Origin of the sequence: Priestia sp. LL-8, assembly GCF_036227845.1 — a bacterium.
GTDB classification, from domain to species: domain Bacteria; phylum Bacillota; class Bacilli; order Bacillales; family Bacillaceae_H; genus Priestia; species Priestia zanthoxyli.
On the sequence record NZ_JAZAQH010000001.1, the window covers coordinates 875,677 to 900,477 of the forward strand.

The following is a 24,801-nucleotide window of genomic DNA, read 5'->3' on the forward strand; positions in this document are numbered from 1 at the left end:
TAATAATTTTGTGTACATAAACAAAAACACTTCTTTCCTGCGAAAGAAGTGTTTTTTTATGCGTAAAGGAAGGTGTCATACATGGAAGAAACAATTGATTTGCTTGTCAAACAGGTAGAGGAGCGCAAAGGAGAGTTAATCCAGTTATTAACAACGCTTGTTTCGTATAAAACGCCAGCGCCTCCTGCACGAAATTCTCATGAAGCGCAGCTGTACGTAGCGAATTTTCTTAAAAACTGCGGTTTCTCCATTGATATGTGGGACTTATATTCTAACGACCCCATCGTAGTGGGTACGTTAAAAGGACAAAAATCAGCTGACTATCAAAGCCTGATTATTAACGGTCATATGGATGTTGCTGAGGTACAAGAAAATGAAAAATGGGAAACAGATCCGTTTGAAGCTGTCGTGAAAGACAATAAAATCATCGGACGCGGAGTTGCTGATATGAAAGGCGGCTTGGCAGGAGCGTTGTTTGCAGTTCAGCTTTTAACGGAAGCAGGAATCAAGCTGCCGGGAGACTTGATTTTTGAATCCGTTGTAGGAGAAGAAGTAGGAGAGGCAGGTACGCTGCAATGCTGTCAGAAAGGGTATACAGCTGACTTTGCGCTTGTAGCGGATACAAGTGATTTGCATATTCAAGGTCAAGGCGGAGTCATCACGGGATGGATTACGATAAAAAGCAGTAAAACCTATCATGACGGTACACGCCGAAGTATGATTCATGCTGGAGGAGGGCTTTTAGCCGCAAGCGCTATTGAAAAGATGGCAAAAGTGATCGGAGGGCTGCAAGAATTGGAGCGTCACTGGGCTGTTACAAAGAGCTATCCAGGATTTTTGCCAGGGACAAATACGATTAATCCAGCAGTAATCGAAGGCGGAAGACATGCTGCTTTTATTGCAGATGAATGCAGGCTGTGGATCACCGTTCACTATTATCCCAATGAATCGTACGACCAAGTATCAAAAGAAGTGGAAGAATACATTTTAGCTATTGCAAAAGCGGATCCATGGTTAAAAGATAATCTGCCAACCTTTGAATGGGGAGGCACATCAATGATCGAAGACAGAGGAGAAATCTTTCCGTCATTAGAAATTGATGAAAATCATGGAGGAGTGCAGCTGCTTGCAAATACTCATGAACAAATGGAAGGGAAAAAGCCTCCAATTGATGTGTCAACTAGCGTAACAGACGGGGGATGGCTAGCTGATGCGGGAATTCCGGCGGCTATTTACGGTCCGGGAAATTTAGCAAATGCACATGCTGTGAACGAACAATTAGATATTAATCAGCTTGTTCAATATACAAAAGTGATGGTGCAGTTCATTTATACGTGGCTGCATACGCATAAGGAGTGAACATCATGAAATTTAGTGAACGATTATACGAAAAGCTGCAGCCTATTTGGCGTCAAAATCATAATCATCCCTTCGTACAGGGAATGGGAGACGGAACGCTTGAAAAGGAAAAGTTTCGCTTTTACATGATTCAAGATTACCTTTACCTAATTGATTATGCCAAGTTATTTGCAATTGGAGCCATGAAAGCTACCGATCTTCAAACGATGGGGAAATTTGCAGGCCTTTTAGATTCTACGTTAAATGAAGAAATGAGCCTTCACCGTGAGTATGCCAAGAAATTTGAAATCAGCGAAAAAGAATTAGAAAAAGCGCAGCCATCGCCTACAACGCTTGCATACACACACTATATGCTACACGTTGGTCAAAGCGGAACATTAGCTGAATTAGTGGCGGCTCTTTTGCCTTGTATGTGGAGCTACTGGGAAATAGGAAAAGAACTCAGTGAAAAGCCTGGAGCTAGCAATGAATTTTACCGCGAGTGGATTGAAATGTACAGCTCAGAAGAATTTGGAGAACTTGCGACGTGGTGTATCAACTTATTTGACTCACTTACTGAAGACAAATCAGAAGCGGAGTTAGAAAAGCTCGAAGAAATTTTCTTAAATACGACGCGTTTTGAGTATATGTTCTGGGATATGGCTTATAACGAAGCGATGTGGCCAATTCATGAATAACTCTGTGTTATCTTTTCAAAACGTCAGTTTTACGTACAAAAATGGTGATAAAGCGATTTTAAAATCATTAAACTTAGACGTGAAAGAAGGCGAGTTTGTCAGTATCGTTGGAGCGAGCGGATCTGGAAAAAGTACGTTGTTTCGTCTCATTACAGGTCTTGAACAGCAGAGTGAAGGCGATATCGTGATTAACGGGCAGTCTTATGAAAAGCGACTAGGAAAAGTAGGCTACATGCCGCAGCAAGATTTGCTGCTTCCGTGGCGTACAATCTTAGACAATGCAGCGCTGCCGCTTGAGCTGCACAATGTGTCAAAAGCAAGTGCTCATCAGCAAGTGTCTCAGCTGCTTGAAGAGTTTGGCCTAAAAGGGTATGAAAACCGTTTTCCAAGTGATTTATCCGGAGGGATGAAGCAGCGCGTTTCGTTTCTGCGGACGGTATTAAGCGGTTCTAACGTGCTGCTTTTAGATGAGCCTTTTAGTGCACTTGATGCAATCACGCGTTTGTCGATGCAGGAATGGCTGCTTGAACAATGGCAAAAGCGTAAGCACACCATCTTATTTATCACTCATGATGTAAACGAAGCGCTTTTTTTGTCAGATCGTATTTTTATCTTTTCAGACAAGCCGGTAAGTTATCTTGAAGAGGTTAAAGTGCCGCTTAGCAGGCCTCGAACGCAAAAAGATTTGAATCAACAGCGTGTGCTTGACGTGAAAGATTATTTAATTGAACAGCTAAGATCGAAGGTGAACACATGAAAAAGTACGGGGCTTCAGTGATTTTAGTCTTCATTTTGCTGGCTGCTTGGGAAATTGGAGCACGCATTGTAAACTATCCGTTTATTTTACCAACGCCCAGCGGTATTTTAACAAAGCTTTGGGATTTGCGAATGGATCTATTGTTTAAACATTTACCAGCTACGCTATCTATTGTCGTAATTGGGCTGGTTATATCCGTGGTGCTGGGAGTTATGCTGGCTGTATGGATGAATTGGAGTCCGCTTATTGAGCGTGCTTTTTATCCGCTTATTATTGCGTCGCAAATGATTCCGACCATTGCCATTGCTCCTGTATTTGTGCTGTGGTTTGGCTACTCTATTTGGAGCAAAGTGATTGTGACCGTATTAATTACGTTTTTTCCCATTACCGTCAGCACATTTGACGGGCTTCGTTCCACAAACAAAGAGTTAAAAGAACTCATGCTAACGATGGGAGCAACAAAAAAAGATATTTTCTTTAAGTTGAACATTCCTTCTGCACTGCCTCATTTTTATTCAGGGCTCAAAGTAGCGGTTACCTTTAGTATAATAGGTGCTGCCATTGGGGAATGGTTAGGTGCGCAAGCAGGCTTAGGATATTTCAGCCGTCGCATGATGACACAGTTTGATGCAGCTGGTGTATTTGCACCAATTGTGATTTTATCTGCGCTTGGTATTTTATTCTTTATTATTGTAGTAGGTTTCGAAAAACGTTCATTAAAGTGGAGGAAAACAGAATGAAAAAATGGTTTGCGATTGGGTTAAGCCTGCTGCTTGTTTTGATGCTCGCTGCTTGCGGTCAGAACAAGGAAAATAAAGCTGGTGAAAGTAAAAAATTAAAAGACGTTACAATTATGCTTGATTGGTACCCAAATGCAGTGCACAGCTTCATTTACGCTGCACAAGAAAAAGGATATTTTAAAAAAGAAGGGCTGAATGTAAAAGTACAGTTTCCTGCTAATCCAACGGACTCGCTTAATTTAGCAGCTGCGGGGAAAGTTACGCTCGGCCTTTATTATCAGCCTGATGTAGCAATGGCACGAGCAAATGAAGATGTGCCGGTAAAGTCGGTGGGAGCGATTGTAAGATCTCCGCTAAACCGAGTTGTGGCATTGAAAGATAGCGGTATTAAGCGTCCTAAAGATTTAGAAGGAAAAGTAGTAGGCTACAGCGGAACACCATTAAGTGAATCTGTTCTAAAGAAAATGGTAAAAAGCGATGGAGGAGATCCGAATAAGGTAAAATTAGTAGACGTAGGATTTGAGTTAAATTCATCGCTGATTAGTAAAAAAGTAGATGCCGTAATAGGGGCATATATTAATCACGAAGTACCATTGCTTCACAAAAAAGGGTACAAAACAGTTGACATTGATCCTTCGGATTACGGCGTACCATCGTACTATGAGCTAGTGGCAGTTACTGGGGATCAAACGTGGGCAAAAGATTCTGATACGATTAAAGCGTTTTGGCGTGCCGCGACAAAAGGGTATGAGTACACAGAGAAACATCCAAAAGAATCACTTCAAATTCTATTAGATAACCAAGATAAATCAAACTTCCCTCTTGAAAAAGACGTGGAAACAAAAAGTTTAAATATTTTACTTCCTAAAATGAAGTCTGAACAAGGATTTGGCAGTCAAACGAAAGAATCATGGCAGTCAAATGTGGACTGGTTAAAAGAGTCAGGATTAATTAAGAAAAAGGCAAATGTAGCTGAAATGTTTGAGAATATTGTAGAATCCAATTAAATAATTTAAAACAAATTTAAAAAAACCTTCTTATACTGAACGTAACTTTCTGAACGAGAAAGTGAAAAGGTAAAGGAGGTTTTTTTATGGCTTTTACGATAGTAGATAAGGAAACATGTATTGCTTGCGGAGCATGTGGAGGGAGTGCACCAGATCTTTATGATTACGATTCAGAAGGTCTTGCTTATGCAGTGCTAGATAACAACGAAGGAACAAAAGAGGTTCCTGAACATCAGCAAGATGAGATGATGGAAGCGTATGAAGGATGCCCAACAGAATCCATTAAAGTCGCAGGGCAGCCGTTTTATGGAGATGCAACAAAATTGGAATAGGGTTTTTGGAAAAAGTTAACGATAAAGTACATTTAGTTATGCGATAAATAAATATTTGGTGAGATAGAAAGTTTCAAAACAAAAAAGGTCTTGCCTAGAGCAAGACCTTTTTTTTATTCTAAATTTGCATGCTTTCCGTACATTGTATGGGTATCAAGTTCTTTCTTCTCCATGAAGCGAAGAATCAGCGCATCGTAAAAGAGAAGAAGCGTTTGTTCAAACAGTGACGCCATAGGCTGCACTGTTTGATAACTGCTTTGTTCTTGATCCTTCGGAGCACCGGGCAGCTTCACGATAAAATCAGCCAGCTTGCCAAGCTTGGAATCGGGAGAAATTGTAACTACTCCAACTTTTCCTCCAAGTTCTTTTGCTTTTTGAGCGATAGGAATCAAGCTCTTCGTCTCGCCAGAACCTGATCCGATGATTAATAAATCATCCTTCGTGAAAGTTGACGTCACGGTTTCTCCAATGACATACGCATCAATGCCCATATGCATCATACGCATAGCAAATGACTTGCCCATAAGACCTGAACGGCCTGCTCCGGTGACAAACACTTTTTTAGATGAGATGATGCCATTTACAAGCTGTTCAGCTTCATCGTCAGCGATTAGAGCTGTTGTTTGTAAAAGCTCATTCATAACCGTTTTTAAATGTTCGCTCGTCTGCATAGAAAGCTCCTTAATTTGTAATAAGCTCTTTCATTTGAGAAGCAACTGATTTTTTATCGTCTTGGCTCGTGATTCCTCCGCCAACGATAACAAGATCAGGCTGTGCTTTTACTACTTCAGGTAAAGACTCTAATTTAATGCCGCCAGCAACGGCTGTTTTTGCATTTTTCACAACGCTTTTGATTGTTACTAAATCTTCAAAAGAGTTTTGGCCAACTGCTTGAAGGTCGTATCCTGTGTGTACACAGATATAGTCAACGCCAAATTCGTCTAGCTCTTTTGCGCGTCCTTTAATATCTTTTACACCAATCATATCGACTAGAATTTTTTTACCTTGTTTTTTCGCTTCTTCAACTGCACCTTTAATTGACATATCTTCAGCTACACCTAAGATGGTAATGATGTCTGCTCCAGCTTGAGAAGCTTGCTGTACTTCATAACCAGCTGCATCCATGATTTTTAGGTCAGCTAATACTTTTAAATTAGGAAATGCTTCTTTAATTTCTTTAACGGCGCGAAGCCCTTCATTGATTACAACAGGTGTACCGATTTCCACGATATCAATATGTTCTTCAACTTCTTTTACTACCTCTTTTGCTTGAGAAATATTAACAAGATCTAACGCTAATTGTAATTCCATTCTACTCCACTCCTTACAGAAATCTATAGATACCTTTTGTGCTTTTTTACATAAAAAGCAGCTGGTGTAGTTATTGTACCCGCAGTTTGAGGTTCTTAAAAGTACGCACTTTTCCCACAAATAGTGTGGGGAATGATAGTATACAGAAGTATACTAATGGACATATCAGTCTTGTAACCGCTTAATTTTCATTAAAAATACGGATGATATTGATTAATATCATCCGCATAAAAAATAAAAACTATGGAATAGAAGGATTAGTTTCCATCATTTAATTAACGTTTCTGCCTTTTGTTCTTGATTGATCAGCACTGTATCACGGTAATTTTTACCCCAATCGTACATGGCTGTCAAAATAGGCATTAAACTTTCTCCTTCTTTTGTAAGTGAGTATTCGACTTTAGGTGGTACGACAGGATAAACTTTACGGTTAACAATTAGATCTTCTTCCAGTTCCCGCAGCTGGTTAACCAGCATGCGCGGCGTAATATCAGGAATAAGCGATTTTAGTTCCCCGAACCGTTTTGTTCCTTCACGTCCTAAGTGCCATAGTATCAGCATCTTCCATTTTCCGCCGATAATAGCAAGCGTTAATTCTTTTTCACAGTTAAATTCCTTATTAAGCTGGCTCAATTGTTTCACCCCTATGACCAATAGTATAAAATTTCTTTTACAGTACTTCTTATTATACCGGTGCTGACAATCCTTTTACAAAAATCCGGCTTGTATCTTTCCATTAAAAAACTTAGCTTTTCTTACTATATAGTTATTCTTGACTAGTGAGGTGTAAAAGGTGGCCTTTAGTCATGTTTTTTATTTTTAAGGAATTCAATTGTTTAAATATAAAAAAAGATGGGAAATCACTCAATAACGATGCTAAAGGAGGCAGTAAAAATGGAAAGAAACCGATCTGAATTACAAAACCCTGCTTTAAGCAACAGCGCAGGCATTAACAACGATGTAGGAATTAATAACAATCCACAGACAGCTAATAGCACTGCTGCTGTTAACACTGGAAAAAGCTGCAGCAGCAAGCTAGTAAAAGGTGTTGTTGTCGGAGCAGTTGTGGGTGGATGTATAACATTGCTTGATAATAAAACTCGCTCATCTGTTAAAAGAAGAGCCGTTACATTAAAGGACTCCTCTGCAAACATGATTAATCAAGTAAAAGAGAACCCTCAAGAAACAAAGGAAAAAATGGTGCAACAAATGAAAAATGCATCGAATCTTTTAAAAGATGCAATTAATGATGCCAAACATTTGTACGAGCGTGTAAATGAAGATTTCTTTAAGCAAGCAGAGGATGTGAAAAGCGTTACGCATGATGCAAAATCGACGGTAGAAGATGCTAAAAGTGATTTACAGCAAATTGGTGAAAAAGTGAAAGATGCAACTTCTGAAATTAGTAAGGACAAAATGACCCCAGACGAAAAACCAGAAGCTGAGCGTGAAAGAACATACCAATCTATTCACTAAAAAGGAGATGTTTACTGTGAGTCAAATGAATGAAGGCACCACAAAAGACATGAATAAAATTGAAGAAACGGCAGATAATTTAGGGACGGAGAAGAAAGAAGCAATTTTGCAGAATTTTGATACGTTTACTGATTATTTAAGTCAAAAAGTTTATGTCGGGAAAAAGCTCGGGTTAAGTGAGGAACAATTAACGGCCGCTACAAAAAAAGTGGCTAGCTATTTAGCCAAAAATGAGGAACCTCGAAACCGAGAAGAAAAAGTCCTTCATGAGTTATGGAAAGTCAGCAGTGAAGAGGAAAAAGAAGTTCTTTCTCATCTCATTTTAAAACTAGTTGCGTAACATTAAAAAAGCATCCCGCTATCAGGATGCTTTTTTAATGTATTAAGATGATTGATTTTGAGCTTCTTGAATTGTTTTATCCCAATCAATACCGCAATCATCCGTTGTACAAGAAGATTGCTGTCCGCAGCTTGCGCATTTTCCCTGAGTGCTCTTGCGGAAGAATTTTGTCATATGATAAAGGGCATACCCAAATATTAAAACCCCAATTAAAATATTAATAATCAATGTTAGTCACTCCTTTTAAGAAAACCCAAGTATTTTTCCGACCGTGTGTACAAGCAAAGCTACGAGATAAGCGACAACTAAAGGATAGGCCACAGCAAATGCTGTCCATTTTAATGAGCCGGTTTCTCGTCGAATAACAGCGACGGTTGCTAGACACGGAACATAAAGAAGAACAAACACCATAAACGTATAGGCTGTTAGCGGTGTAAAGAATGTCTTCATTGTGTCGCCAAGCTGTCCTTCTTGTACTTTATAAATGATGCTCATAGTTGAAACAACCACTTCTTTTGCTAGGAAGCCTGTAATCAGTGATGCTACAGCTTGCCATGTCGCAAAACCTAAAGGGATAAATAGAGGAGCGATAGCACCTCCAATAATAGCCATAAAGCTATTTTCCATATCTACTCCAAAACCGCCAGGACCAGCGTAAGATGATAGCCAGATAAATACAGAGCCAGCTAAAATAACCGTACCTGCTTTTCGGACGAAATTTCGGCCTTTTTCCCACGTGCTTCTCCAAAGAGTCTTGGCTTGAGGTACGCGGTAAGGAGGAAGTTCAACAATAAAAGTTGATTGTTCGTCTTTAAGAAGCGTTACTGATAAAATTTTCGTTACAACAAGTGCTAAAATAATGCCAAGCAAGTACATAGAAAACACCACAGCTGCTCCGTTTTGCACAAAAAACGCACCTACAAACAAAGCGTATACAGGAAGACGTGCTGAGCAGCTCATAAATGGATTGACTAAAATGGTCATAAGGCGCTCTTTTCGCTGTTCAATTGTACGCGCGGCCATTATCCCCGGTACGTTACATCCAAAGCTAATAATCATCGGAATAAATGCTTTTCCGTTCAAACCGAAAAATTCCATGATACGATCCATTACTACAGCAATTCGAGCCATGTATCCTGAATCTTCAAGCAGTGAAATGAAAAAGAACAGGACAAAAATTTGTGGTACAAATACTAGTACGCCGCCTACTCCTGCAATAATGCCATCCACAATTAAATCGTGAATAAATGGAGCGGCACCAGCTGCATTTAAAAGAGAATCAGCGCCTTCACTAAGCGTTCCACCAAAGAAGCCGTCCAGTTTATCAGAAAGCGGAACGCCAATCCACGTAAACGTAATATTAAAAATCAAATACATTAAGCCAAGAAAAATAGGGAGACCAAGCCACTTATGCGTCACAATTCGATCGATTCGATCTGTGAAGGTTAGCGGTGTTTCGCTGCCTTTTACGATACACTCGCTGGAAATGCGCTCAATAAATGCTGTACGCACGTCGAAGAAATGCTCGCTAAGCGGCTTGGTTAATTTTTGTGCAGCGGCTTTTCGAAGCTCAAGCAGCTCTGGGTAACTCGTTTTTTCTTTTAATGTTGATTCGATTACGCTATTTTCCGCTAAGAATTGAATGGCAATCCATCTGCTGACGTCCGCTTTTGTTTGAATCATATGAATTGCTTGTTCAGCGGTTTCCCCATAATTTAATTGAAATGAAGGGGCTTTTAAATCTTGCTTCAAAGTGGTGAGAAGCTCATTAATTCCTTTTCCATTGCGGGCAATAATCGCTGAAACCGGAATATGTAATGATTTGCTAAGCTTCTCCAAATTAAAAGTCAATCCGCGTTTTTCCGCTACATCAATCATATTTAAGCCGATTACTAATGGCTTTCCATATTCCAATGCTTGAATAGTGAGATGCATGCTTCTTTCAAACTGAGAAGCGTCTACAATATTCAGCATACTGTTAAATTCTCCGGTTAACAAAAAGTTAGTTACCACTGCTTCATCTGAAGAAAGAGGAGTAAAATCATACACACCCGGCAAATCAACCAGCTGGCTGTTTTGCTTTTTAATAGACCCAACTTTCTTTTCAACGGTTACACCGCTCCAGTTTCCTACGTATTCATAGGAATCTGTTAATATATTGAATAAAGAAGTTTTTCCTGTGTTTGGATTTCCTAAAAGTGCAATTGTACTCATGCTGTCTCAACCTCAATTTTAGCCGCATCGCGTTTTCGGATGCTAATCATTTGACCTTGACATTCAATAATACAAGGTCCTCCTAAGATGGTTTTTTGCTTCATGCATAGTTCACAGCCTTTTTTTACTCCAAAAGAAAGAAGGCGGCGTTCTAATGATCTATCTAAAAATTCAATGTTTTTAACTTTTACTTTGTCGCCAATACTCACGGTAGTTAAATTCATCATTCAGCACTCCTGTTAATGATAATCATTTTCAATTTGTATCTATCTCGATTATACATAAGGTTCTAAAATCAATCAATGCTTCTAGAGCGTTACAATTAAAAATATATATTTATAACTATATTTTTCAGGTGAAATTATGTACGATTTTAGCAGCAAATTGTCAGGAGGGATGTGAGTGGAGGTAATCATTCGCAAAATGAGAAAAGAAGATATTACGTCTGTTCAATACGTCGCAAAGATGAGCTGGTACGATACATATGAAGGAATTATTCCTAGGAGCGTTCAGAATCGGTTTCTTTCAGAAGCATACTCCAATAAAAGGCTGCTGTGGCGCTTGCACAATTCTTTCATTTACGTAGCAACTATTGATGAGAAAATCGTAGGATACGCTAACTTTTTCCGACTGCAAAACAGAGGGGAAATAGAACTAGGATCTATCTATATACTGCCTGCTTATCAAGGAAAAGGAATCGGTTCGCAATTGTTAGAAAAAGGAATGAAGCGCTCGAAGGAATTAAAAATCGTTTACATTAACGTAGAAAGGGAAAACGGAATAGGCCGTGCTTTTTATCAATCAAAAGGTTTCCAGCTCGTGGATGAATTTGACGATGAATTTGAAGGGCATTTGTTAAAAACGATGCGGATGAAGCTAATGATTTAAGCCTATAGCATGAACGTTATCTTAAAAAAAGCTGATTTTAAACTTTCTGTTAAAATCAGCTTTTAATTACAGAATAACGATTGACCTTGTTCTTGTGAATATGGTAACATTAATCAGAACTTAATGACCGAAAATGTTTTTCGGTCAAACAGTCAGGCGGAAGTAAGGATTATTGGAGGCTAAAAAACATGAATATGATTAAAGGAGAATGGAAAAAAATCTTTTCCAAACCAATGACTATTGTTGTGATTTGCGGATTGTTATTTGTTCCATTACTTTATAATGTCATCTTTTTATCTGCTTACTGGGATCCATATGGAAAAACAGATCAAATTCCAGTTGCAGTGGTAAATGAAGATAAAGGTGCTACGTTAGATGGAAAGAAATTGAATGTCGGTCGTGATTTTGTTGATGATTTAAAGAAAAACGATAAATTTGACTGGAAATTCACGAACAAAGAAAAAGCGTTAGAAGGCTTAAAGAACGAGGACTACTATTTAGTTTTAGAAATTCCAAAGAATTTCTCTAAAAATGCAACAACATTAATGGATGAGAATCCTAAAAAGATGAAATTTATCTATCATACAAATGCCGGAAAGAACTATTCAGGCGCTCAAATTAGCTCAAATGCAGTGGCTAAAATCAATGATCAGATTAAAGAAGCAGTCACAAAGCAGTATGCTGAAACGGTATTTGACAGCTTTAAGCAAGTAGCGGACGGTCTTCAAAAAGCAAGTGACGGTGCAGGTGATCTAGAAAACGGATCGAAAACGCTGCGAGATAACATGAAGAAACTAGCAGACAGCACAGTTACGTTTGAAGACGGTACAGCTAAATTAGCAAGTGGATTAACGGATGCACGTAAAGGAGCAACAGATTTAAATGCTGGTACAGCTAAGCTACTAAACGGTGCGGACACAATTAATGAAAACTTAGGCAGCCTAAACAGCGGTTTAGGAAAGTTAGAAAGTGGGAGCGGACAGCTTTATGCGGCTTCTAAAGAACTTGAAACAGGTGCAGGAAAGCTTAGCAATGGATTAGGGCAACTACAAGACGGAACTGCAAAACTGCAAGATGCGACACAACAGCTCAATGAAGGAACAAAGACACTTCAAGGGAAATTACCGCAGTTTACAAGCGGCTTAAATCAAGTGGACGCTGAAGTGAGCAGCGTTACGCAGCAAATTAATCAAGCGGAACAGGAAATTACGCAGATTAAACAGCAGGTCGATTCAAAAAAAGCAGAGTTTGAACAGCAACAGCAAGCCCTCATTGACAGCATTAACAGCAACGAGTCCATTCCTGATGAGCAAAAACAAACGCTGATTGCAGGAATTAAAAAACTCACGTCGCAGCAGTTTATGGATGAACAGCAGCAAAAAGCAGAGCAGCTAAAAGCAAAAGTAGATAAAGTGCAAGAGTTATCTGCGGCTCTTCAAAAGCTGTCTAAAGGCGGAGAAGATATTCAAAGCGCTATTAATAAAATTGCTGATGGACAAAGTCAGCTGTACAATGGCCAAACAAAATTATATAATGCCCAAACTCAATTATACAACGGTGCTGTTAAACTAGCAGACGGAGAAAAGCAGTTCAACAACAAATTTGCCGAGTTCAACAGCGGTATAGCTGACGCTCATACAGGAGCTGGAAAGCTTGCTGACGGGCAGCAGCAAATTGTGGATGGACTTAAGAAGTCTGAACAAGGAAGCGCAGCGCTAGCAAATGGTTTAACGCAGCTAGAAAACGGGGCAACTAAACTAGCAAACGGATCTAAAGAGTTAACGAATGGTTCGTCAAAATTATATGATGGTTCATCTAAATTATCAGATGGAACAAGCGAGCTTCATTCATCTTTAGCGGACGGTGCAAAAGATGCAAAAGATGTTAAAGCGGACGATAAAACATACAGTATGTTTTCAAATCCAACGGATTTAAAATCAGATAAACAAAACAACGTAGATAAGTACGGTGTCGGATTAGCTCCATACATCTTATGTATTGGCTTGTTTGCGGGAACATTAATGTTTTCAGCGGTGTACCCAATGAAAGAGCCATCAATTCGACCGACATCAGGTATTTCGTGGTTCTTAAGTAAGTTTAGTGTCATCACTATTGTAGGTATGCTGCAGGCGGCGATTGCTGTTACAGCTCTTCTATGGGGCTTGCATTTAAACGTAACAAGCATTTGGCACTTCTATATCTTCACCATGATTACAGGTGTAACGTTCTTTACACTGATCTTGTTCTTAACAACAGGGTTAGGAAAAGTAGGGCAGTATTTAGCGTTTATTATTCTGCTGCTTCAAATTGGCGGCAGTGCAGGTACATTCCCTAAAGCACTTGTGCCGGAATTCTTCCAGGCAATCAATCCATACTTGCCTATGACCTATGCAATTCGCGGTTTCCGTGAAATCATTTCAATTGGTGATGATTTCGGCTATGTATGGCATCAGGCTGGCGTACTTGGAATCTTTGCAGCAATCTTCATCACTCTTTCATTGATAATGTTTTATATCAATGCCAGAAAAGAGAAGCATCACACAGAGGAAGAGGCAGCAGCATAATTTAATTAATATAAAAAGAGAGTTCCAGTTTAAAAAGGAACTCTCTTTTTCTTTATGTTAGTATAGGTTTACGTATAAAAGAGGGGAATGTGAATGCATGCAGCTTACAAAATTTTCGGTATATGAAAGTGATCAGGTAAGAAAGTGGCAGGAAGGGTTAAAAGAGTGGGATGGCTCAATATCGGAACGGATGATAAATGACCGAGCTGAAGATGAATTTTGGCAGCGGTATGTAGAAAAAATGTCTTTTAATTCAGAAAATGATTCTGTGGTAAAACAGCTTCAACAAGAACTTCTTGCTTTTTTGAATCCAAACGACTCTGTTATGGAAATTGGCCCTGGCTGGGGAAATTATACGTTTTCGATTGCGGATCATGTAAAAGAACTTACGTGTATGGATTGTTCGCCAAGCATTATTCGCTACCTACAAACGCAATCAGATGCCCGCTCTAATCTAAAGTTCATAGAAGGTAAATGGGAGTATGAGCGTCTAACAGATAACTATGATGTCGTAGTAGGAATAAACTGCTTTTACCGTATGCATAATATTGTCGATGGTCTCTTAAATATGAATGATTCGGCTAATCGTTTGGCGGTTATCGGCATGTCAACGGGTCCAGAAAAGCCTCATTACATAGAGTTACATAGAAAACTTGGGTACGAGATTAAATGGCGCCGTAAGGAATATATTGACTTACTAAATATTTTATATGAACTGGGCATTTATGCAGATTGTAAGCTGGTTCCTATAACCAAAACGGTAACGTATGAGACGTACGAAGATCTCATCAAGAAGAACTCCACAAAGCTGCTTTCGAAAGATGTTGACAAATTAGAAACTGAGAAGATTATTTTACAGCATGTAAAAAAAGTAAATGGTATATATGAATATACGTATCAATATCATATGGCTTTTATTTATTGGAAACCGATAAAAAGAACCCGTTGAGTAAAATCAACGGGTTCTTTTTAGTAGTGATAGAGCTGTAGTTTAGGATAAGTAATATTAAAATCGTCGCCGCTTAGAAGAACTTTCAATCCCTGCTTCTTCACGGTATTTAGCTACTGTTCTTCTTGAAATTTGAATTCCTTCGCTGGAAAGAAGAGACATGAGCTTTTGATCTGAAAGAGGCTTTAATTTATTTTCTTCGGCAATTAATGTTTTAATTTTTTCTTTTATAAAGGCAGTAGAATTGCTTTGTTCGCCATCGGTTCTCTCTAAAGAATTAGTGAAAAAGTATTTTAATTCAAACAGTCCGCGCGGCGTTTGAATATACTTTCCGTTGGTCGCACGGCTTACCGTTGATTCGTGACAGTTTAATTTTTGAGCAATATCTTTTAAGGTAAGCGGCTTTAGCCCCGAGATACCTACTTCGAAAAATCCTTGCTGATGTTCCACAATGGCTTTAGACACGTTGTAAATCGTCGCATTACGTTGCTCGATACTATTAATTAGCCAAGTAGCTTCGTGCATTTTTCCCTGTACGTATCGATCGGTTGTTACGCATGCAGAGCGATGAACCAGCTTTTGGTAGGTGCTGTTAATTTCGATGGGCGGAAGCAGCTCGCTATGAAGAATAACATGATAGCGGCCGTCTATTTTTTGTACCGTTACATCAGGCGAAATGTACTTCGTAAGCGGAACGTAGAAATCTCCTGCTGGACGAGGATTCAATGTCCGCAAGCAGTCAACAATTTCTTGTACTTCGCGCATCGAAATAGAGTATTTTTTTGAAATGTTCCGATATTTTTTGTTAGCAATATCTTCAATATCGTGTTTCACCACATCGTATAAAAGAGGAGGCTTTGATTTTTTGGACTTAATTTGAATAAGCAGTGAATCGACAAAGTTTTGAGCGCCCACTCCGATTGGATCAAAGCTTTGTAAAACGTGAATCATATCGTTGACTTCGTCAATTGAAACGTTCAGCAGTTCGGCTGCCAATTTTGGCTCAATTGCTAAAAAGCCGTTTTTATTTAAGTTTCCAATTAGAAATTGAACGATGTGTTTTTGCTGTGAGTGTAAATGATTTAACATAGAAAGCTGCTCTAATAAATGGCTCTCTAATGTCACAGTTTGATCGGATATATAATTAAACGGATTATACTCGTCATCGGTGTGACCTTTTGAATATGAACGCTGCTCTCGAGTGTTAAATGAATTTTTTTGCTGAGGATCGCCAGCAGACAGTTTAATTACAGGATTTTCATTGACTTGCTCATGAAGATAATGAACTAAATCGGCCGTAGAATAATTTAAAATGTTGATAGACTGACGTAATTCAGGTGTCATGGCCAATTTTAATAGTTGTTTTTGAGATAAATCTAAACCTAATTGCATCATTGAATCACCTATCATTCTTGAGTTTTATTTCGACAATTCTGGCTGCATCGTTCGACATCATCATATATGAAAATGCGAAAGAATTCTATAGTGTTGTCAGATGTTCTTACACAAGGGCGACCCAGAAGAAAGAGTAGGGAAATAGATAAAACAACCGAATAGGTCTTCCCAGCAGCTATTCGGTTGTTTTAACAAAGCTGCTAGGAGAACTTAGCTGCAATTTGGAGTGTTTCCCATTCTTCTATCTCCCCATGCGCACATCATATTTAAAATTTCTCGTAAGGTTTCGCCTTCTTCACTGAGTGAGTACTCTACTTTAGGAGGAACTTCATTGTATACTTTTCTATTAACTACACCGTCTTTTTCTAATTCTTTTAGCTGTTGAGACAGCATTTTTTTGGTAATAGCAGGCATAGCTCGCTGAAGTTCGCTAAAACGTTTTTCGCCTTCTTTTAATAGGCATAAAATAACGACTTTCCATTTCCCGCCGATTACTTCAAGCGTTGCTTCAACAGGTACATTATAGTGGGGTGCTTTCACCGCTAATCCTCCATTCATAAACAGATATGAAATATGGATATAATAATTTAATATCCATAGACCTAGGTTACCGGGAAGGTACCTGGTTACATGAAAGTGCCTTCTTTTGTAAACAACATGTATTTATTATACTGAAAAAGAACTTTTAATTGAAGGAAGAAATGTAAAAGGGGAGATCTTGATGAAAGCTTTACTGCTAGAAGGCAAAGGGAAAGTAAGTGAGATGAAAGTCGGAAATATCCAAAAGCCGCATCCAGCTAAAGGTGAAATTTTAGTTAAAATTAAAGCTACTGCCCTAAACCCTGTAGATTATAAAACAGGAAATGGCGGTAATCCTAGTTGGACATATCCTCACGTATTAGGACTTGATTCAGCTGGCGTTGTCGAGGAAGTGGGAGAAGAAGTGACAACTGTTAAAGTGGGAGACCGCGTTGTATATCATAGCGATTTATCGAAAAAAGGCGGGTTTGCACAATACGGAGTGACAACAGCTCATACAGTTTCTCTTATTCCAAAAGGGGTTTCATTTGAAGACGCTGCGGCTATTCCATGTGCGGGATATACAGCATATCAAGCATTGTTTCACAAAATGAACGCTTCAAAAGGACAAACGATTTTAATTCACGCAGGTGCTGGAGGGGTTGGAGGCTTTGCTATTCAGCTTGCCAAAAATGCAGGGCTTACAGTGCTTACAACTGCATCTTCTGCCAATCATGAGTTTGTGAAAAGTTTAGGTGCTGACTATGCAATCGACTACCGTAAAGAAGATTTTGTGAAAAAAGTGCTGGAGCTTACCGATGGACTCGGTGTAGATTTAGTTCTAGATACCGTTGGACGTGACAATGCAGACGAATCGGTGAAGGCTCTTGCTTTTAATGGTCAAATTGCATTTATCGCAGGACCTCCTAATGTAAACGATGCAATTTCGTTTGCGCATCCACTATCGTTTCATCAAGTTGCATTAGGAAGTGTACATCAGTCTAATAACGTAAAAGAACAGCGAAAACTTGCTGAGATGGGCAATAGTATGCTTTCGCTTTTACAAGAAAATAAGCTGAATGCTCTTGTGGAAAAAGTTATTTCACTAGATGAAGTGCCGGCGGCATTAGATGAACTGGCGACTCGTCGAGTAAAAGGGAAAATTGTAGCTGTGATAGATAAATGATAGAACGAAAAAGGCAAACACAATAAATGTGCTTGCCTTTTTAAATCGTAAACTGCTGCGTATAGAGTTTGTGGTAGAAACCTTGTTTCTCTAACAGCTCAAGGTGATTTCCTTCTTCAATAATTTGTCCGTCTTTTAAGACAAGAATTTGATCTGCGTTTTCAATCGTTTTGAGTCGATGGGCAATTACAAAGCTTGTTTTTCCTTTTAATAGATTGCTCATTCCTCGTTGAATATCAATTTCTGTTTTTGTATCAATATTGGAAGTAGCTTCGTCTAAAATTAAAATATCGCAGTCAGAAAGCATCGCTCGAGCAATCGATAAAAGCTGCTTTTGGCCTTCACTTAAATTTCCTCCACCGGCTGAAATGACGGTATCGTATTGCTGCGGCAGATGCTTGATAAACGAATGAGCATTTGCCATTTTTGCCGCGCTTTTCACTTCTTCATCGTTGGCATCTAATCGGCCAAATCGAATGTTGTCCGCAATCGTACCGCAAAATAAATAGGTATCTTGAAGAACAATGCCGATTCGGTTTCTTAAATCATGTATTTTATAGTCACTGATGGAGCGGCCGTCAATTTTAATGTCTCCGTTTGCAATGTCATAAAATCGTGTGAGCAAGTTTATGATTGTTGTTTTACCAGAGCCCGTCGGACCAACCAAAGCAACCATTTCACCTTTTTTTGCGGTCAGTGTAACATTTTTCAAAATCATTTTTTCATCGTTATAGCCAAATGATACGTTCTCAAAAGCAACGTCTCCTGCAAATTTTGTAATAGAAAGAGCGTTTGGCTTGTTTGTGACGTCCGGCTGCTCATCCATAATCGCAAACACGCGCTCTGCGCCGGCAATAGCCGAAAGAATGGTGTTTACTAAGTTTGCCATTTGACTGATTGGGCGAGAGAACTGACGTGAGTAGTTAACAAATGAAGCGATCATCCCAACGGTAACGCTGCCTTGAACAGCCATAAATGCTCCCGCTCCGATCACTAGTGCTAAGCCTAAGTTGTTGATGAAGTTTGTCACAGGACCTAAAAAGCCTGAAAATGTTTCCGCTTTTGTTGCTGAACTTCTCAGCTGTTCATTTCGTTCATTAAAAACAGTTAAAAAATCTTTTTCCTTACTAAAAAGCGTAACAACTTCTCCTCCAGAGATTGCTTCTTCTACAAAGCCGTTTAGCTCACCTAAGTCTTTTTGGCGTTTGACAAAATTTTCACTGCTTCGTTTTAATATTTGTCGAACGATTATAACCATCAATGGAATAACAATCAGCGTGATAATGGCAAGAATCCAGTTGAGCGAGAACATCGCAATGGTAATACCGACTAGAGATAAAATAGAGGACAGAGCCTGAATGACGCTTTGACTCAGAGCGTTGTTTAGATTATCAATATCATTAGTTACCCTGCTCATTAACTCTCCGTGAGCTCGCTTATCAAAAAAGCGAAGAGAGAGAGTTTGAAGCTTTGCAAATAAATCTTGGCGGAGCATTCCGATGGTCGTAAACGAAACGTTCACCATTAAATAGGTTTGCAGCCATGTTAATAAAGATGTCGTAATATAAATTCCTGCAAGAATAAGTGACATTCGTATCGTTCCGCTGATATCTTTGGGAATAATATGCTCATCAATAATAACCCCAATTAAATAAGGGCCTAATAAATTAAGCAGGGAAGTCACAATAACTAAGATGATCGCAGCCGCAAGCGGAGGTTTTCGTTTCCCCATATATGACCAGATTCTGTGCAGTGTTTTTTTCGCATTCTTTGGCTTCACTACAGGACCTTTCATCATTCCTCTAGGGCCGCGAATAGAGCTCATTTGATTTTTACCTTGATTATTCACTAGGCAACACCTCTTTTCCGCCTTGTGCAAGATAAATGTCGTAATAAAGAGAGCGATAACGAAGCAATTCTTCATGAGTCCCTTGTTCAGCAATTTTACCTTCATCCATGACGACAATATGATCAGCGTGGAGAAGAGACGAAATTTTAGAAGCAATAATGATAACGGTCGCATCAGCAAACTCTTCTTTTAAATGTGTTAGTACCTGTGCTTCTGAGACAGCGTCTAATGCTGAAGTTGCATCATCGATAACCAGGATAGCGGGCTTTCTAACAAATGCACGCGCGATTGAAAGACGCTGCTTTTGCCCTCCTGATAAATTGGTCGCCCCTCGCGTTAAAGGATACTTATATCTTTCTGGGAGTTTTTCAATAAACTCCGTTGCGCATGCAAAAGCTGCAGCATCTTCAATTTCTGAGGGAGAAGCATGATCTTTTCCCATGCGAATATTCATATCAATCGTGCCGGTAAACAGCGTAGCTTTTTGAGGAATAAACCCAATGGATGAGCGAAGCACTTTTACGTCATAGTCCGTAAGATTTTTTCCATCCACGAAGATTTCGCCGTCATCGGGATCATATAGGCGGGAAATAAGTTTTGCAAGCGTCGACTTCCCGCTTCCAGTAGAGCCGATAATGCCAATGGTTTCCCCGTGTTTAGCAGTAAATGAAATATCTTTTAATACGTTTTCGCCATTTTTACTATAGCTGTATGTAACGTTTTGAAACGATAGATCACCTTTAAGTCTGTTGATTTGAGCAGCAGAGTTTGCTGGAGGGATGTCTATTTTTGTTTTTAATACAGAATCGATTCGTTCAGCTGAAGGGAATGCGCGTGTAATTTGCATCAGCACCATGCTGCTTGACATAAGTCCGTTTAAAATAATCGTTAAGTAATTAATAAAAGCTAAAATCACACCTGCTTCAATTTTTCCTGCTTCGACTTGAAGCCCTCCCAGCCATAGAGTAGCTACCATTCCGATATTTACGACAAATAAAATAACGGGCATTAAAAGCGAAATAAGCTGAACAGCACTCATATTAGCTCGCGTCAAGGAGCTGTTTGCTTCTTTAAATTGATCGATTTCATATGATTCTCTTACATACGCTTTTACTACACGCATCCCCGATAAATTCTCTTGAACTTTTGTGTTTACACGATCAACGCTTTGCTGAACTTTTTTAAAAAGTTTTCCAGCTTTTGTGATCACAAACCAAATGCATAAAAATAAAATAGGGACGACCACGACGATAATAGGAAACAAAGAACGAGCGGTTAATAACACGATCACAATACTTCCTGCAAAAAGTAAAGGGCCTCTCACTAAGACTTTTAACGTCATATTCAATGCGTTTTGAACACTCGTTACATCATTTGTCATGACCGTAATTAAGTGACCGGTTCCTAGTTTGTCTCTGTTGCTGTTTGAGAGGTTTTCAATCTTTTCAAACAGCGCTTTCCGAATATCGGTCGAAAAGTTTACTGCCGCTTTTGTACTAAGAATGGCGCAGACGATACCAGCAGCTAAGCCAATGATTGCTAACATGAGCATAAGGATACTTCGGGTGATAACATATGTTTGATTATTGTTTGCAATGCCATAATCAATGATATGCTGCATAATAGTAGGCTGAAGAAGGTCAGCTAACACTTCAATTACCATCAATAGCGGGGCAAGCAGCGCGAGCCATTTGTAAGGTTTTAAGTAAGGGTACAAAGATTTAATTGTATTCACACATTGTGGCACTCCTTTCTGTAAAAAATATGGTAACATAGAATAAGTTTAGAAGTTTGTTTCAAGCACCATTTATTATACGCCAATGCAAGCAGAAATCCACTTTTTGAGAGGGTCAGGTATGCAATGAATCAAACATTACGAGTACACCATCCACTTTTTGGATCTTTGTTATATGACTCGGCCTGGGTTGGAGAAAAACAGGTCACTTTCTTTGGACAAAAACAACACGTGTTGCTGACAATTGATGGAGATAAAGAGAAGCCATTTCAAAAACGGCAAGAAGAGGCTTTTCAAGCATTTTGGCTTCAAGGTGAATTATTGTTAAAGAGGACGGAAAAAGCTCTTTTTGATTATTATCAACAGGTGCGAGATGAATACAGAACTCAAGTTGAAAAAGACGTGGTAGACTTATTAGTTCCGAATGTAAAAAAGCGAAAAGACATCGGTTTTTTAGTTGAGTGTATTCAAATCTTTGTTCCTGAAGCACCTCATGATACAAGAGAACTTGGTTTGTTTTTTGAATGTACGTGGGAAGAAGAGCATATGTTAGCTGTAAAGTTTAGAAATGAACAAATTGCCGCTATTGGCTTACAAGAAGATTTATTCTAGTAAAAAGCCTTGAAGCAAACTGCTTCAAGGCTTTTTGGCATTAATGTTTGACAGGCTCTTCGATTCCCATACCTGTATTTGCTTTTACTAAAATCTCATCAAATTTCTTTTCGTCTGCTTTTTTAGACGAAAGAAGTGTTCCTATAAAAGCAGCTAAGAAGCCTAGAGGAATAGAGATAATACCAGGGTTTGTTAATGTGATGAGCGGTTCACCTACAAAGATAGCAGCTCCAGGCTCAGGTGCCCACACGTTTGGACTAATGGCAACTAAAAAAAGTGAGCTGAATAGTCCAACCAGCATGCCAGTGACTGCTCCTGCTGTATTGAAGCGTTTCCAAAAAATAGTAAGAAGAATAATTGGCAAGTTAGCGCTCGCTGCTACGGCAAAGGCAAGTGCAACTAAAAATGCTACGTTCATGTTTTGAGCAAATAATGCAAGAATAATAGATAGAATGGATACCCCAATAGAAGCCCATCGTGCAGCTACTACCTGTTCTTTTTCAGTTGCAGCTCCTTTACGGAGAATATGACTATAGAAGTCGTGTGCGAATGCTGAAGCTGCTGAGAGCACCAGCCCAGCTACAACAGCTAAAATCGTAGCAAAAGCTACAGCTGAGACAAACGCAAAGAGAAAGTCTCCGCCAAGAACTTGAGCGAGCAGGGGAGCTGCCATGTTTCCTGCTGCATTTGCTTTGATAATATCATCGTACCCTACGAATGCAGCAGCACCGAATCCTAAAAAGATTGTCATAATGTAAAAAACGCCAATGATCCACGTTGCATAAATAACAGACTTTCGTGCGGTGATGGCATCTTTTACTGTAAAGAAACGAATAAGGATATGAGGCAGGCCTGCTGTACCAAGAACAAGAGCTAAATTCAACGAAATCATATCCAGCGGATTTTTGAATTTATTTCCTGGATTTAAAAAGCCGTCACCAAGAGGAGTTGCGGTTTTCATCTCAGAAAACATTTTAGCTAAGCTAAAATCAAATTTTGAAAATACAATAATGGAAATAATGAACGTACCAATCATTAGAAGCAAGGCTTTGACAATCTGCACCCAGCTAGTCGCCGTCATCCCTCCAAATACAACGTAAACCGTCATCAAGACGCCGACAATCAAGACAGAATACACGTAATCTAGACCAAGTAATAAATGAATTAATGCTCCTGCTCCAACAAGCTGTGCAATCATATAAAAAATGGAAATGGTGATCGTGTTTAACGCAGCAACTCCCCGCACTTTCTTTTCGTTAAAACGAGCTGCTATCATATCTGCCATCGTGTACTTTCCTAAGTTGCGAAGTGGTTCAGCGACAATGTATAACACAACGAGATAGGCAACTAAAAAGCCGATGCTGTAAAAAAAACCGTCAAATCCAGAAAGCGCTACCATTCCAGCTATGCCTAAAAATGAGGCAGCAGACATATAATCTCCGGCAATCGCCATGCCGTTTTGCCAGCCGGTTAAACTTCCATCTGCTGTATAAAAGTCACTGGTTGTTTTTGTCCGCTTGGATGCCGCATACGTAATGATTAGCGTAAGACCTACAATGGCTAAAAAAAGTGAAAAAGCTAGTACGTTCATTCATTTAACCCCCTATTCAATTTGCAGCTTCTTTTTTTATCGTGTCAACAAGTTCATCAAATTTCGAGGCTCTTTTTGTGTATAAGATGCATAGGGCCCATGTCATCACAAACTGTGCAAAAGCAAATACCCACGCCCAAGTCATAGAAGCAAAAGCTGGTTTGTTTAAGACGGTTGTGTAAGCCGTTAAGATGGGCAAGGTAAAATAAAAAGCAAGAAAAAACAGAGAGAGCGGTAAAATAAAATTGCGTTTTTGTTTCAAAAGCTTTTGAAATGAAGCAGAATGTACAATTTCTGTGTAATCAGGAGAGGAAGAAGCATTGTTTACCTTCTTTAAAGAATTTTCATTCATCGCCAAGCGGAATTCCCCCTTTGATAATAAATAAATGAAGCAAAAAGCTTCATATCACTTGAATTATATTATTTTCGGAATAAAAAGTAAATTCTGTCTTTTTGTGAGAATGGTAACTTTGGAAGTTTTTTAATATACTAAAGGTTCAAACTAAATGCATACTGCCATAATAAAAAAAGAACAACATTCAATATAAAGGAAAAATCATTCGCAACAGAAATGTTGAAATTAACCCTTAGTTTCTTTTACATATAAGGCTTTTCTTTATTATTTAAACGTCATTTTTTTGTTTGATCTTTTGAAAAGTAAAAGAAGATGATGATAAAATCATAAGCACACAATAATGTTAAATAGAAAACAGGTAAAGAAAGTACGCTATTATTTAGAGATGGTTATAAATAGACAAGATATTATGAAAGATTTCTATAATGAATGATAGTTTTTCTTTATAGTAAACAAACAATGTGACTACTTATATAAAAGAGAAAAGGTGAAAGAATGGCATTTGGAATTAAACGCCCGGAACTAAACGCATGGAAAGCAGCTGTTAAGCGAGGAGAGATCGCATTTTTAACTCATTATTGGCTTGATGAGCGTTTTCCACATGCAACTACCGTAACAAAAGTAGGTTGCAGTGACTTAAATAAGCTGATTAAGTGGGGAAAAAAGTATGGTATTCCCGCTAAGTATATTGATAATCGATCCGGCTATCCTCATTTCGATTTACTAGGCGAGCGTCAGAAAGAAATTATGAAAAAGGAAAATCAGCTGGAGCAGCTGAAGCGATTTGAAGAAGTTAAAGAGTGAAAAGCAAAACTAATTTTAAAAAACTGTAAAAAAATTCTATTGTTAAGGCTTTTTTTATGTTTAAATAGAAAAAACAGTGGAATAGATTAAGAAGAACAATTACGTCATGTATTCTCTCATATAGGGAAAATAACTTAGGTG

Annotated in this window: 26 protein-coding genes; 14 read left to right on the forward strand and 12 right to left on the reverse strand. The window is 38.9% G+C overall.

Annotated elements, in window-relative coordinates:
• Nucleotides 1-81 precede the first annotated feature (81 nt).
• The 6 genes from U9R83_RS04525 (at nt 82) to U9R83_RS04550 (ending at nt 4,872) form a co-directional block, all read left to right on the forward strand.
• Nucleotides 82-1,359, forward strand: a complete 1,278-nt coding sequence (locus tag U9R83_RS04525) for an acetylornithine deacetylase (protein ID WP_014461411.1) — start codon at nt 82-84, stop codon at nt 1,357-1,359.
• Between the two features lie 5 nt (nt 1,360-1,364).
• Nucleotides 1,365-2,036, forward strand: a complete 672-nt coding sequence (gene tenA, locus U9R83_RS04530) for a thiaminase II (protein WP_014461410.1) — start codon at nt 1,365-1,367, stop codon at nt 2,034-2,036.
• A complete protein-coding gene (locus U9R83_RS04535; RefSeq protein ID WP_042992303.1) occupies nt 2,029-2,793 on the forward strand; it encodes an ABC transporter ATP-binding protein in 765 nt (254 codons plus the stop codon). Before tenA ends, U9R83_RS04535 begins: the two co-directional genes overlap by 8 nt.
• Complete coding sequence (locus U9R83_RS04540) at nt 2,790-3,533, forward strand: ABC transporter permease (RefSeq protein WP_014461408.1); 744 nt, start codon at nt 2,790-2,792, stop codon at nt 3,531-3,533. Before U9R83_RS04535 ends, U9R83_RS04540 begins: the two co-directional genes overlap by 4 nt.
• The gene (locus U9R83_RS04545; RefSeq protein ID WP_243548807.1) at nt 3,530-4,540 is read left to right on the forward strand and encodes an ABC transporter substrate-binding protein; all 1,011 of its coding nucleotides are present in this window, start codon (nt 3,530-3,532) and stop codon (nt 4,538-4,540) included. The genes U9R83_RS04540 and U9R83_RS04545 overlap by 4 nt, the downstream gene beginning before the upstream one ends.
• Before the next feature lie 86 nt (nt 4,541-4,626).
• A complete protein-coding gene (locus U9R83_RS04550) occupies nt 4,627-4,872 on the forward strand; it encodes a ferredoxin (protein ID WP_182420898.1) in 246 nt (81 codons plus the stop codon).
• 113 nt (nt 4,873-4,985) lie between these two features.
• Here the strand turns inward: U9R83_RS04550 and hxlB are convergent, their stop codons facing one another.
• The 3 genes from hxlB to U9R83_RS04565 all read right to left on the reverse strand — a co-directional run bounded on the left by hxlB (nt 4,986) and on the right by U9R83_RS04565 (nt 6,816).
• Complete coding sequence (hxlB, locus tag U9R83_RS04555; protein WP_182420897.1) at nt 4,986-5,543, reverse strand: 6-phospho-3-hexuloisomerase; 558 nt, start codon at nt 5,541-5,543, stop codon at nt 4,986-4,988.
• Nucleotides 5,544-5,553: 10 nt separating this feature from the next.
• Nucleotides 5,554-6,183, reverse strand: coding sequence for a 3-hexulose-6-phosphate synthase (gene hxlA / locus U9R83_RS04560; RefSeq protein WP_013055599.1), 630 nt, complete (start codon nt 6,181-6,183; stop codon nt 5,554-5,556).
• A gap of 267 nt (nt 6,184-6,450) precedes the next feature.
• Nucleotides 6,451-6,816, reverse strand: coding sequence for a winged helix-turn-helix transcriptional regulator (locus tag U9R83_RS04565; RefSeq protein ID WP_013055600.1), 366 nt, complete (start codon nt 6,814-6,816; stop codon nt 6,451-6,453).
• A 261-nt stretch (nt 6,817-7,077) separates the two neighbouring features.
• Here U9R83_RS04565 and U9R83_RS04570 point away from each other — a divergent pair, with 261 nt between their 5' ends.
• On the forward strand, nt 7,078-7,659 hold the full coding sequence (locus tag U9R83_RS04570; protein WP_182420896.1) for a hypothetical protein: 582 nt from the start codon (nt 7,078-7,080) through the stop codon (nt 7,657-7,659).
• Nucleotides 7,660-7,675: 16 nt separating this feature from the next.
• Nucleotides 7,676-7,999 (forward strand): DUF3243 domain-containing protein, encoded by a 324-nt coding sequence (locus tag U9R83_RS04575; RefSeq protein ID WP_014461401.1) that lies wholly within the window; start codon nt 7,676-7,678, stop codon nt 7,997-7,999.
• Nucleotides 8,000-8,041: 42 nt separating this feature from the next.
• Here the strand turns inward: U9R83_RS04575 and U9R83_RS04580 are convergent, their stop codons facing one another.
• Genes U9R83_RS04580 through U9R83_RS04590 form a run of 3 tightly spaced genes read right to left on the reverse strand, consistent with a single transcriptional unit; the run spans nt 8,042 to nt 10,440 of the window.
• Complete coding sequence (locus U9R83_RS04580) at nt 8,042-8,227, reverse strand: FeoB-associated Cys-rich membrane protein (RefSeq protein ID WP_014461400.1); 186 nt, start codon at nt 8,225-8,227, stop codon at nt 8,042-8,044.
• Nucleotides 8,228-8,242: 15 nt separating this feature from the next.
• Nucleotides 8,243-10,213, reverse strand: a complete 1,971-nt coding sequence (feoB, locus tag U9R83_RS04585) for a ferrous iron transport protein B (protein ID WP_014461399.1) — start codon at nt 10,211-10,213, stop codon at nt 8,243-8,245.
• On the reverse strand, nt 10,210-10,440 hold the full coding sequence (locus U9R83_RS04590; RefSeq protein WP_013055605.1) for a FeoA family protein: 231 nt from the start codon (nt 10,438-10,440) through the stop codon (nt 10,210-10,212). The genes feoB and U9R83_RS04590 overlap by 4 nt, the downstream gene beginning before the upstream one ends.
• Before the next feature lie 175 nt (nt 10,441-10,615).
• Here U9R83_RS04590 and U9R83_RS04595 point away from each other — a divergent pair, with 175 nt between their 5' ends.
• The 3 genes from U9R83_RS04595 to U9R83_RS04605 all read left to right on the forward strand — a co-directional run bounded on the left by U9R83_RS04595 (nt 10,616) and on the right by U9R83_RS04605 (nt 14,614).
• Nucleotides 10,616-11,101, forward strand: a complete 486-nt coding sequence (locus tag U9R83_RS04595) for a GNAT family N-acetyltransferase (protein ID WP_014461398.1) — start codon at nt 10,616-10,618, stop codon at nt 11,099-11,101.
• 188 nt (nt 11,102-11,289) lie between these two features.
• Nucleotides 11,290-13,665 carry a YhgE/Pip domain-containing protein gene (locus U9R83_RS04600; protein WP_243548808.1) on the forward strand — a complete coding sequence of 792 codons (2,376 nt, stop codon included), beginning with the start codon at nt 11,290-11,292 and terminating at the stop codon, nt 13,663-13,665.
• A 97-nt stretch (nt 13,666-13,762) separates the two neighbouring features.
• Nucleotides 13,763-14,614: a class I SAM-dependent methyltransferase gene (locus U9R83_RS04605; RefSeq protein WP_140451615.1), complete on the forward strand. Its 852-nt coding sequence runs from the start codon at nt 13,763-13,765 to the stop codon at nt 14,612-14,614.
• Between the two features lie 57 nt (nt 14,615-14,671).
• On the opposite strand, the gene rpoN is transcribed toward U9R83_RS04605, so the two are convergent.
• Both rpoN and U9R83_RS04615 read right to left on the reverse strand, forming a co-directional pair.
• Nucleotides 14,672-16,009 (reverse strand): RNA polymerase factor sigma-54, encoded by a 1,338-nt coding sequence (gene rpoN, locus U9R83_RS04610; protein ID WP_243548809.1) that lies wholly within the window; start codon nt 16,007-16,009, stop codon nt 14,672-14,674.
• Nucleotides 16,010-16,219: 210 nt separating this feature from the next.
• Entirely contained in the window at nt 16,220-16,567 is a 348-nt protein-coding gene (locus U9R83_RS04615; protein ID WP_014461394.1) for a winged helix-turn-helix transcriptional regulator, read from the reverse strand.
• 163 nt (nt 16,568-16,730) lie between these two features.
• On the opposite strand from U9R83_RS04615, the gene U9R83_RS04620 reads away from it, so the two are divergent.
• Nucleotides 16,731-17,714 (forward strand): zinc-binding dehydrogenase, encoded by a 984-nt coding sequence (locus U9R83_RS04620; RefSeq protein WP_115653143.1) that lies wholly within the window; start codon nt 16,731-16,733, stop codon nt 17,712-17,714.
• A 40-nt stretch (nt 17,715-17,754) separates the two neighbouring features.
• Here the strand turns inward: U9R83_RS04620 and U9R83_RS04625 are convergent, their stop codons facing one another.
• Nucleotides 17,755-19,539 (reverse strand): ABC transporter ATP-binding protein, encoded by a 1,785-nt coding sequence (locus U9R83_RS04625; RefSeq protein ID WP_243550291.1) that lies wholly within the window; start codon nt 19,537-19,539, stop codon nt 17,755-17,757.
• 16 nt (nt 19,540-19,555) lie between these two features.
• Entirely contained in the window at nt 19,556-21,298 is a 1,743-nt protein-coding gene (locus U9R83_RS04630) for an ABC transporter ATP-binding protein (RefSeq protein ID WP_209368311.1), read from the reverse strand.
• A gap of 126 nt (nt 21,299-21,424) precedes the next feature.
• Between U9R83_RS04630 and U9R83_RS04635 the strand changes: the two genes are divergently transcribed.
• Nucleotides 21,425-21,910, forward strand: a complete 486-nt coding sequence (locus U9R83_RS04635) for a DUF6985 domain-containing protein (RefSeq protein ID WP_057239197.1) — start codon at nt 21,425-21,427, stop codon at nt 21,908-21,910.
• A 40-nt stretch (nt 21,911-21,950) separates the two neighbouring features.
• Here U9R83_RS04635 and U9R83_RS04640 read toward each other — a convergent pair whose 3' ends face one another.
• Both U9R83_RS04640 and U9R83_RS04645 read right to left on the reverse strand, forming a co-directional pair.
• Nucleotides 21,951-23,501: a solute symporter family protein gene (locus tag U9R83_RS04640; RefSeq protein WP_013081928.1), complete on the reverse strand. Its 1,551-nt coding sequence runs from the start codon at nt 23,499-23,501 to the stop codon at nt 21,951-21,953.
• A gap of 16 nt (nt 23,502-23,517) precedes the next feature.
• The gene (locus U9R83_RS04645; RefSeq protein WP_115653146.1) at nt 23,518-23,859 is read right to left on the reverse strand and encodes a DUF485 domain-containing protein; all 342 of its coding nucleotides are present in this window, start codon (nt 23,857-23,859) and stop codon (nt 23,518-23,520) included.
• Between the two features lie 492 nt (nt 23,860-24,351).
• Between U9R83_RS04645 and U9R83_RS04650 the strand changes: the two genes are divergently transcribed.
• On the forward strand, nt 24,352-24,660 hold the full coding sequence (locus U9R83_RS04650) for a hypothetical protein (RefSeq protein WP_014461388.1): 309 nt from the start codon (nt 24,352-24,354) through the stop codon (nt 24,658-24,660).
• The last annotated feature ends 141 nt before the right edge of the window (nt 24,661-24,801 follow it).

Coding starts and splice junctions, on each gene's coding strand:
- U9R83_RS04550 (WP_182420898.1), top strand. CDS start 4,627: ATGGCTTTTACGATAGTAGATAAGGAAACATGTATTGCTTGCGGAGCA.
- U9R83_RS04620 (WP_115653143.1), top strand. CDS start 16,731: ATGAAAGCTTTACTGCTAGAAGGCAAAGGGAAAGTAAGTGAGATGAAA.
- U9R83_RS04540 (WP_014461408.1), top strand. CDS start 2,790: ATGAAAAAGTACGGGGCTTCAGTGATTTTAGTCTTCATTTTGCTGGCT.
- U9R83_RS04545 (WP_243548807.1), top strand. CDS start 3,530: ATGAAAAAATGGTTTGCGATTGGGTTAAGCCTGCTGCTTGTTTTGATG.
- U9R83_RS04525 (WP_014461411.1), top strand. CDS start 82: ATGGAAGAAACAATTGATTTGCTTGTCAAACAGGTAGAGGAGCGCAAA.
- tenA (WP_014461410.1), top strand. CDS start 1,365: ATGAAATTTAGTGAACGATTATACGAAAAGCTGCAGCCTATTTGGCGT.
- U9R83_RS04635 (WP_057239197.1), top strand. CDS start 21,425: ATGAATCAAACATTACGAGTACACCATCCACTTTTTGGATCTTTGTTA.
- U9R83_RS04615 (WP_014461394.1), bottom strand. CDS start 16,567: ATGAATGGAGGATTAGCGGTGAAAGCACCCCACTATAATGTACCTGTT.
- U9R83_RS04570 (WP_182420896.1), top strand. CDS start 7,078: ATGGAAAGAAACCGATCTGAATTACAAAACCCTGCTTTAAGCAACAGC.
- U9R83_RS04590 (WP_013055605.1), bottom strand. CDS start 10,440: ATGATGAATTTAACTACCGTGAGTATTGGCGACAAAGTAAAAGTTAAA.
- U9R83_RS04600 (WP_243548808.1), top strand. CDS start 11,290: ATGAATATGATTAAAGGAGAATGGAAAAAAATCTTTTCCAAACCAATG.
- hxlA (WP_013055599.1), bottom strand. CDS start 6,183: ATGGAATTACAATTAGCGTTAGATCTTGTTAATATTTCTCAAGCAAAA.
- U9R83_RS04625 (WP_243550291.1), bottom strand. CDS start 19,539: ATGAGCTCTATTCGCGGCCCTAGAGGAATGATGAAAGGTCCTGTAGTG.
- rpoN (WP_243548809.1), bottom strand. CDS start 16,009: ATGATGCAATTAGGTTTAGATTTATCTCAAAAACAACTATTAAAATTG.
- U9R83_RS04650 (WP_014461388.1), top strand. CDS start 24,352: ATGGCATTTGGAATTAAACGCCCGGAACTAAACGCATGGAAAGCAGCT.
- U9R83_RS04640 (WP_013081928.1), bottom strand. CDS start 23,501: ATGAACGTACTAGCTTTTTCACTTTTTTTAGCCATTGTAGGTCTTACG.
- U9R83_RS04535 (WP_042992303.1), top strand. CDS start 2,029: ATGAATAACTCTGTGTTATCTTTTCAAAACGTCAGTTTTACGTACAAA.
- hxlB (WP_182420897.1), bottom strand. CDS start 5,543: ATGCAGACGAGCGAACATTTAAAAACGGTTATGAATGAGCTTTTACAA.
- feoB (WP_014461399.1), bottom strand. CDS start 10,213: ATGAGTACAATTGCACTTTTAGGAAATCCAAACACAGGAAAAACTTCT.
- U9R83_RS04605 (WP_140451615.1), top strand. CDS start 13,763: ATGCAGCTTACAAAATTTTCGGTATATGAAAGTGATCAGGTAAGAAAG.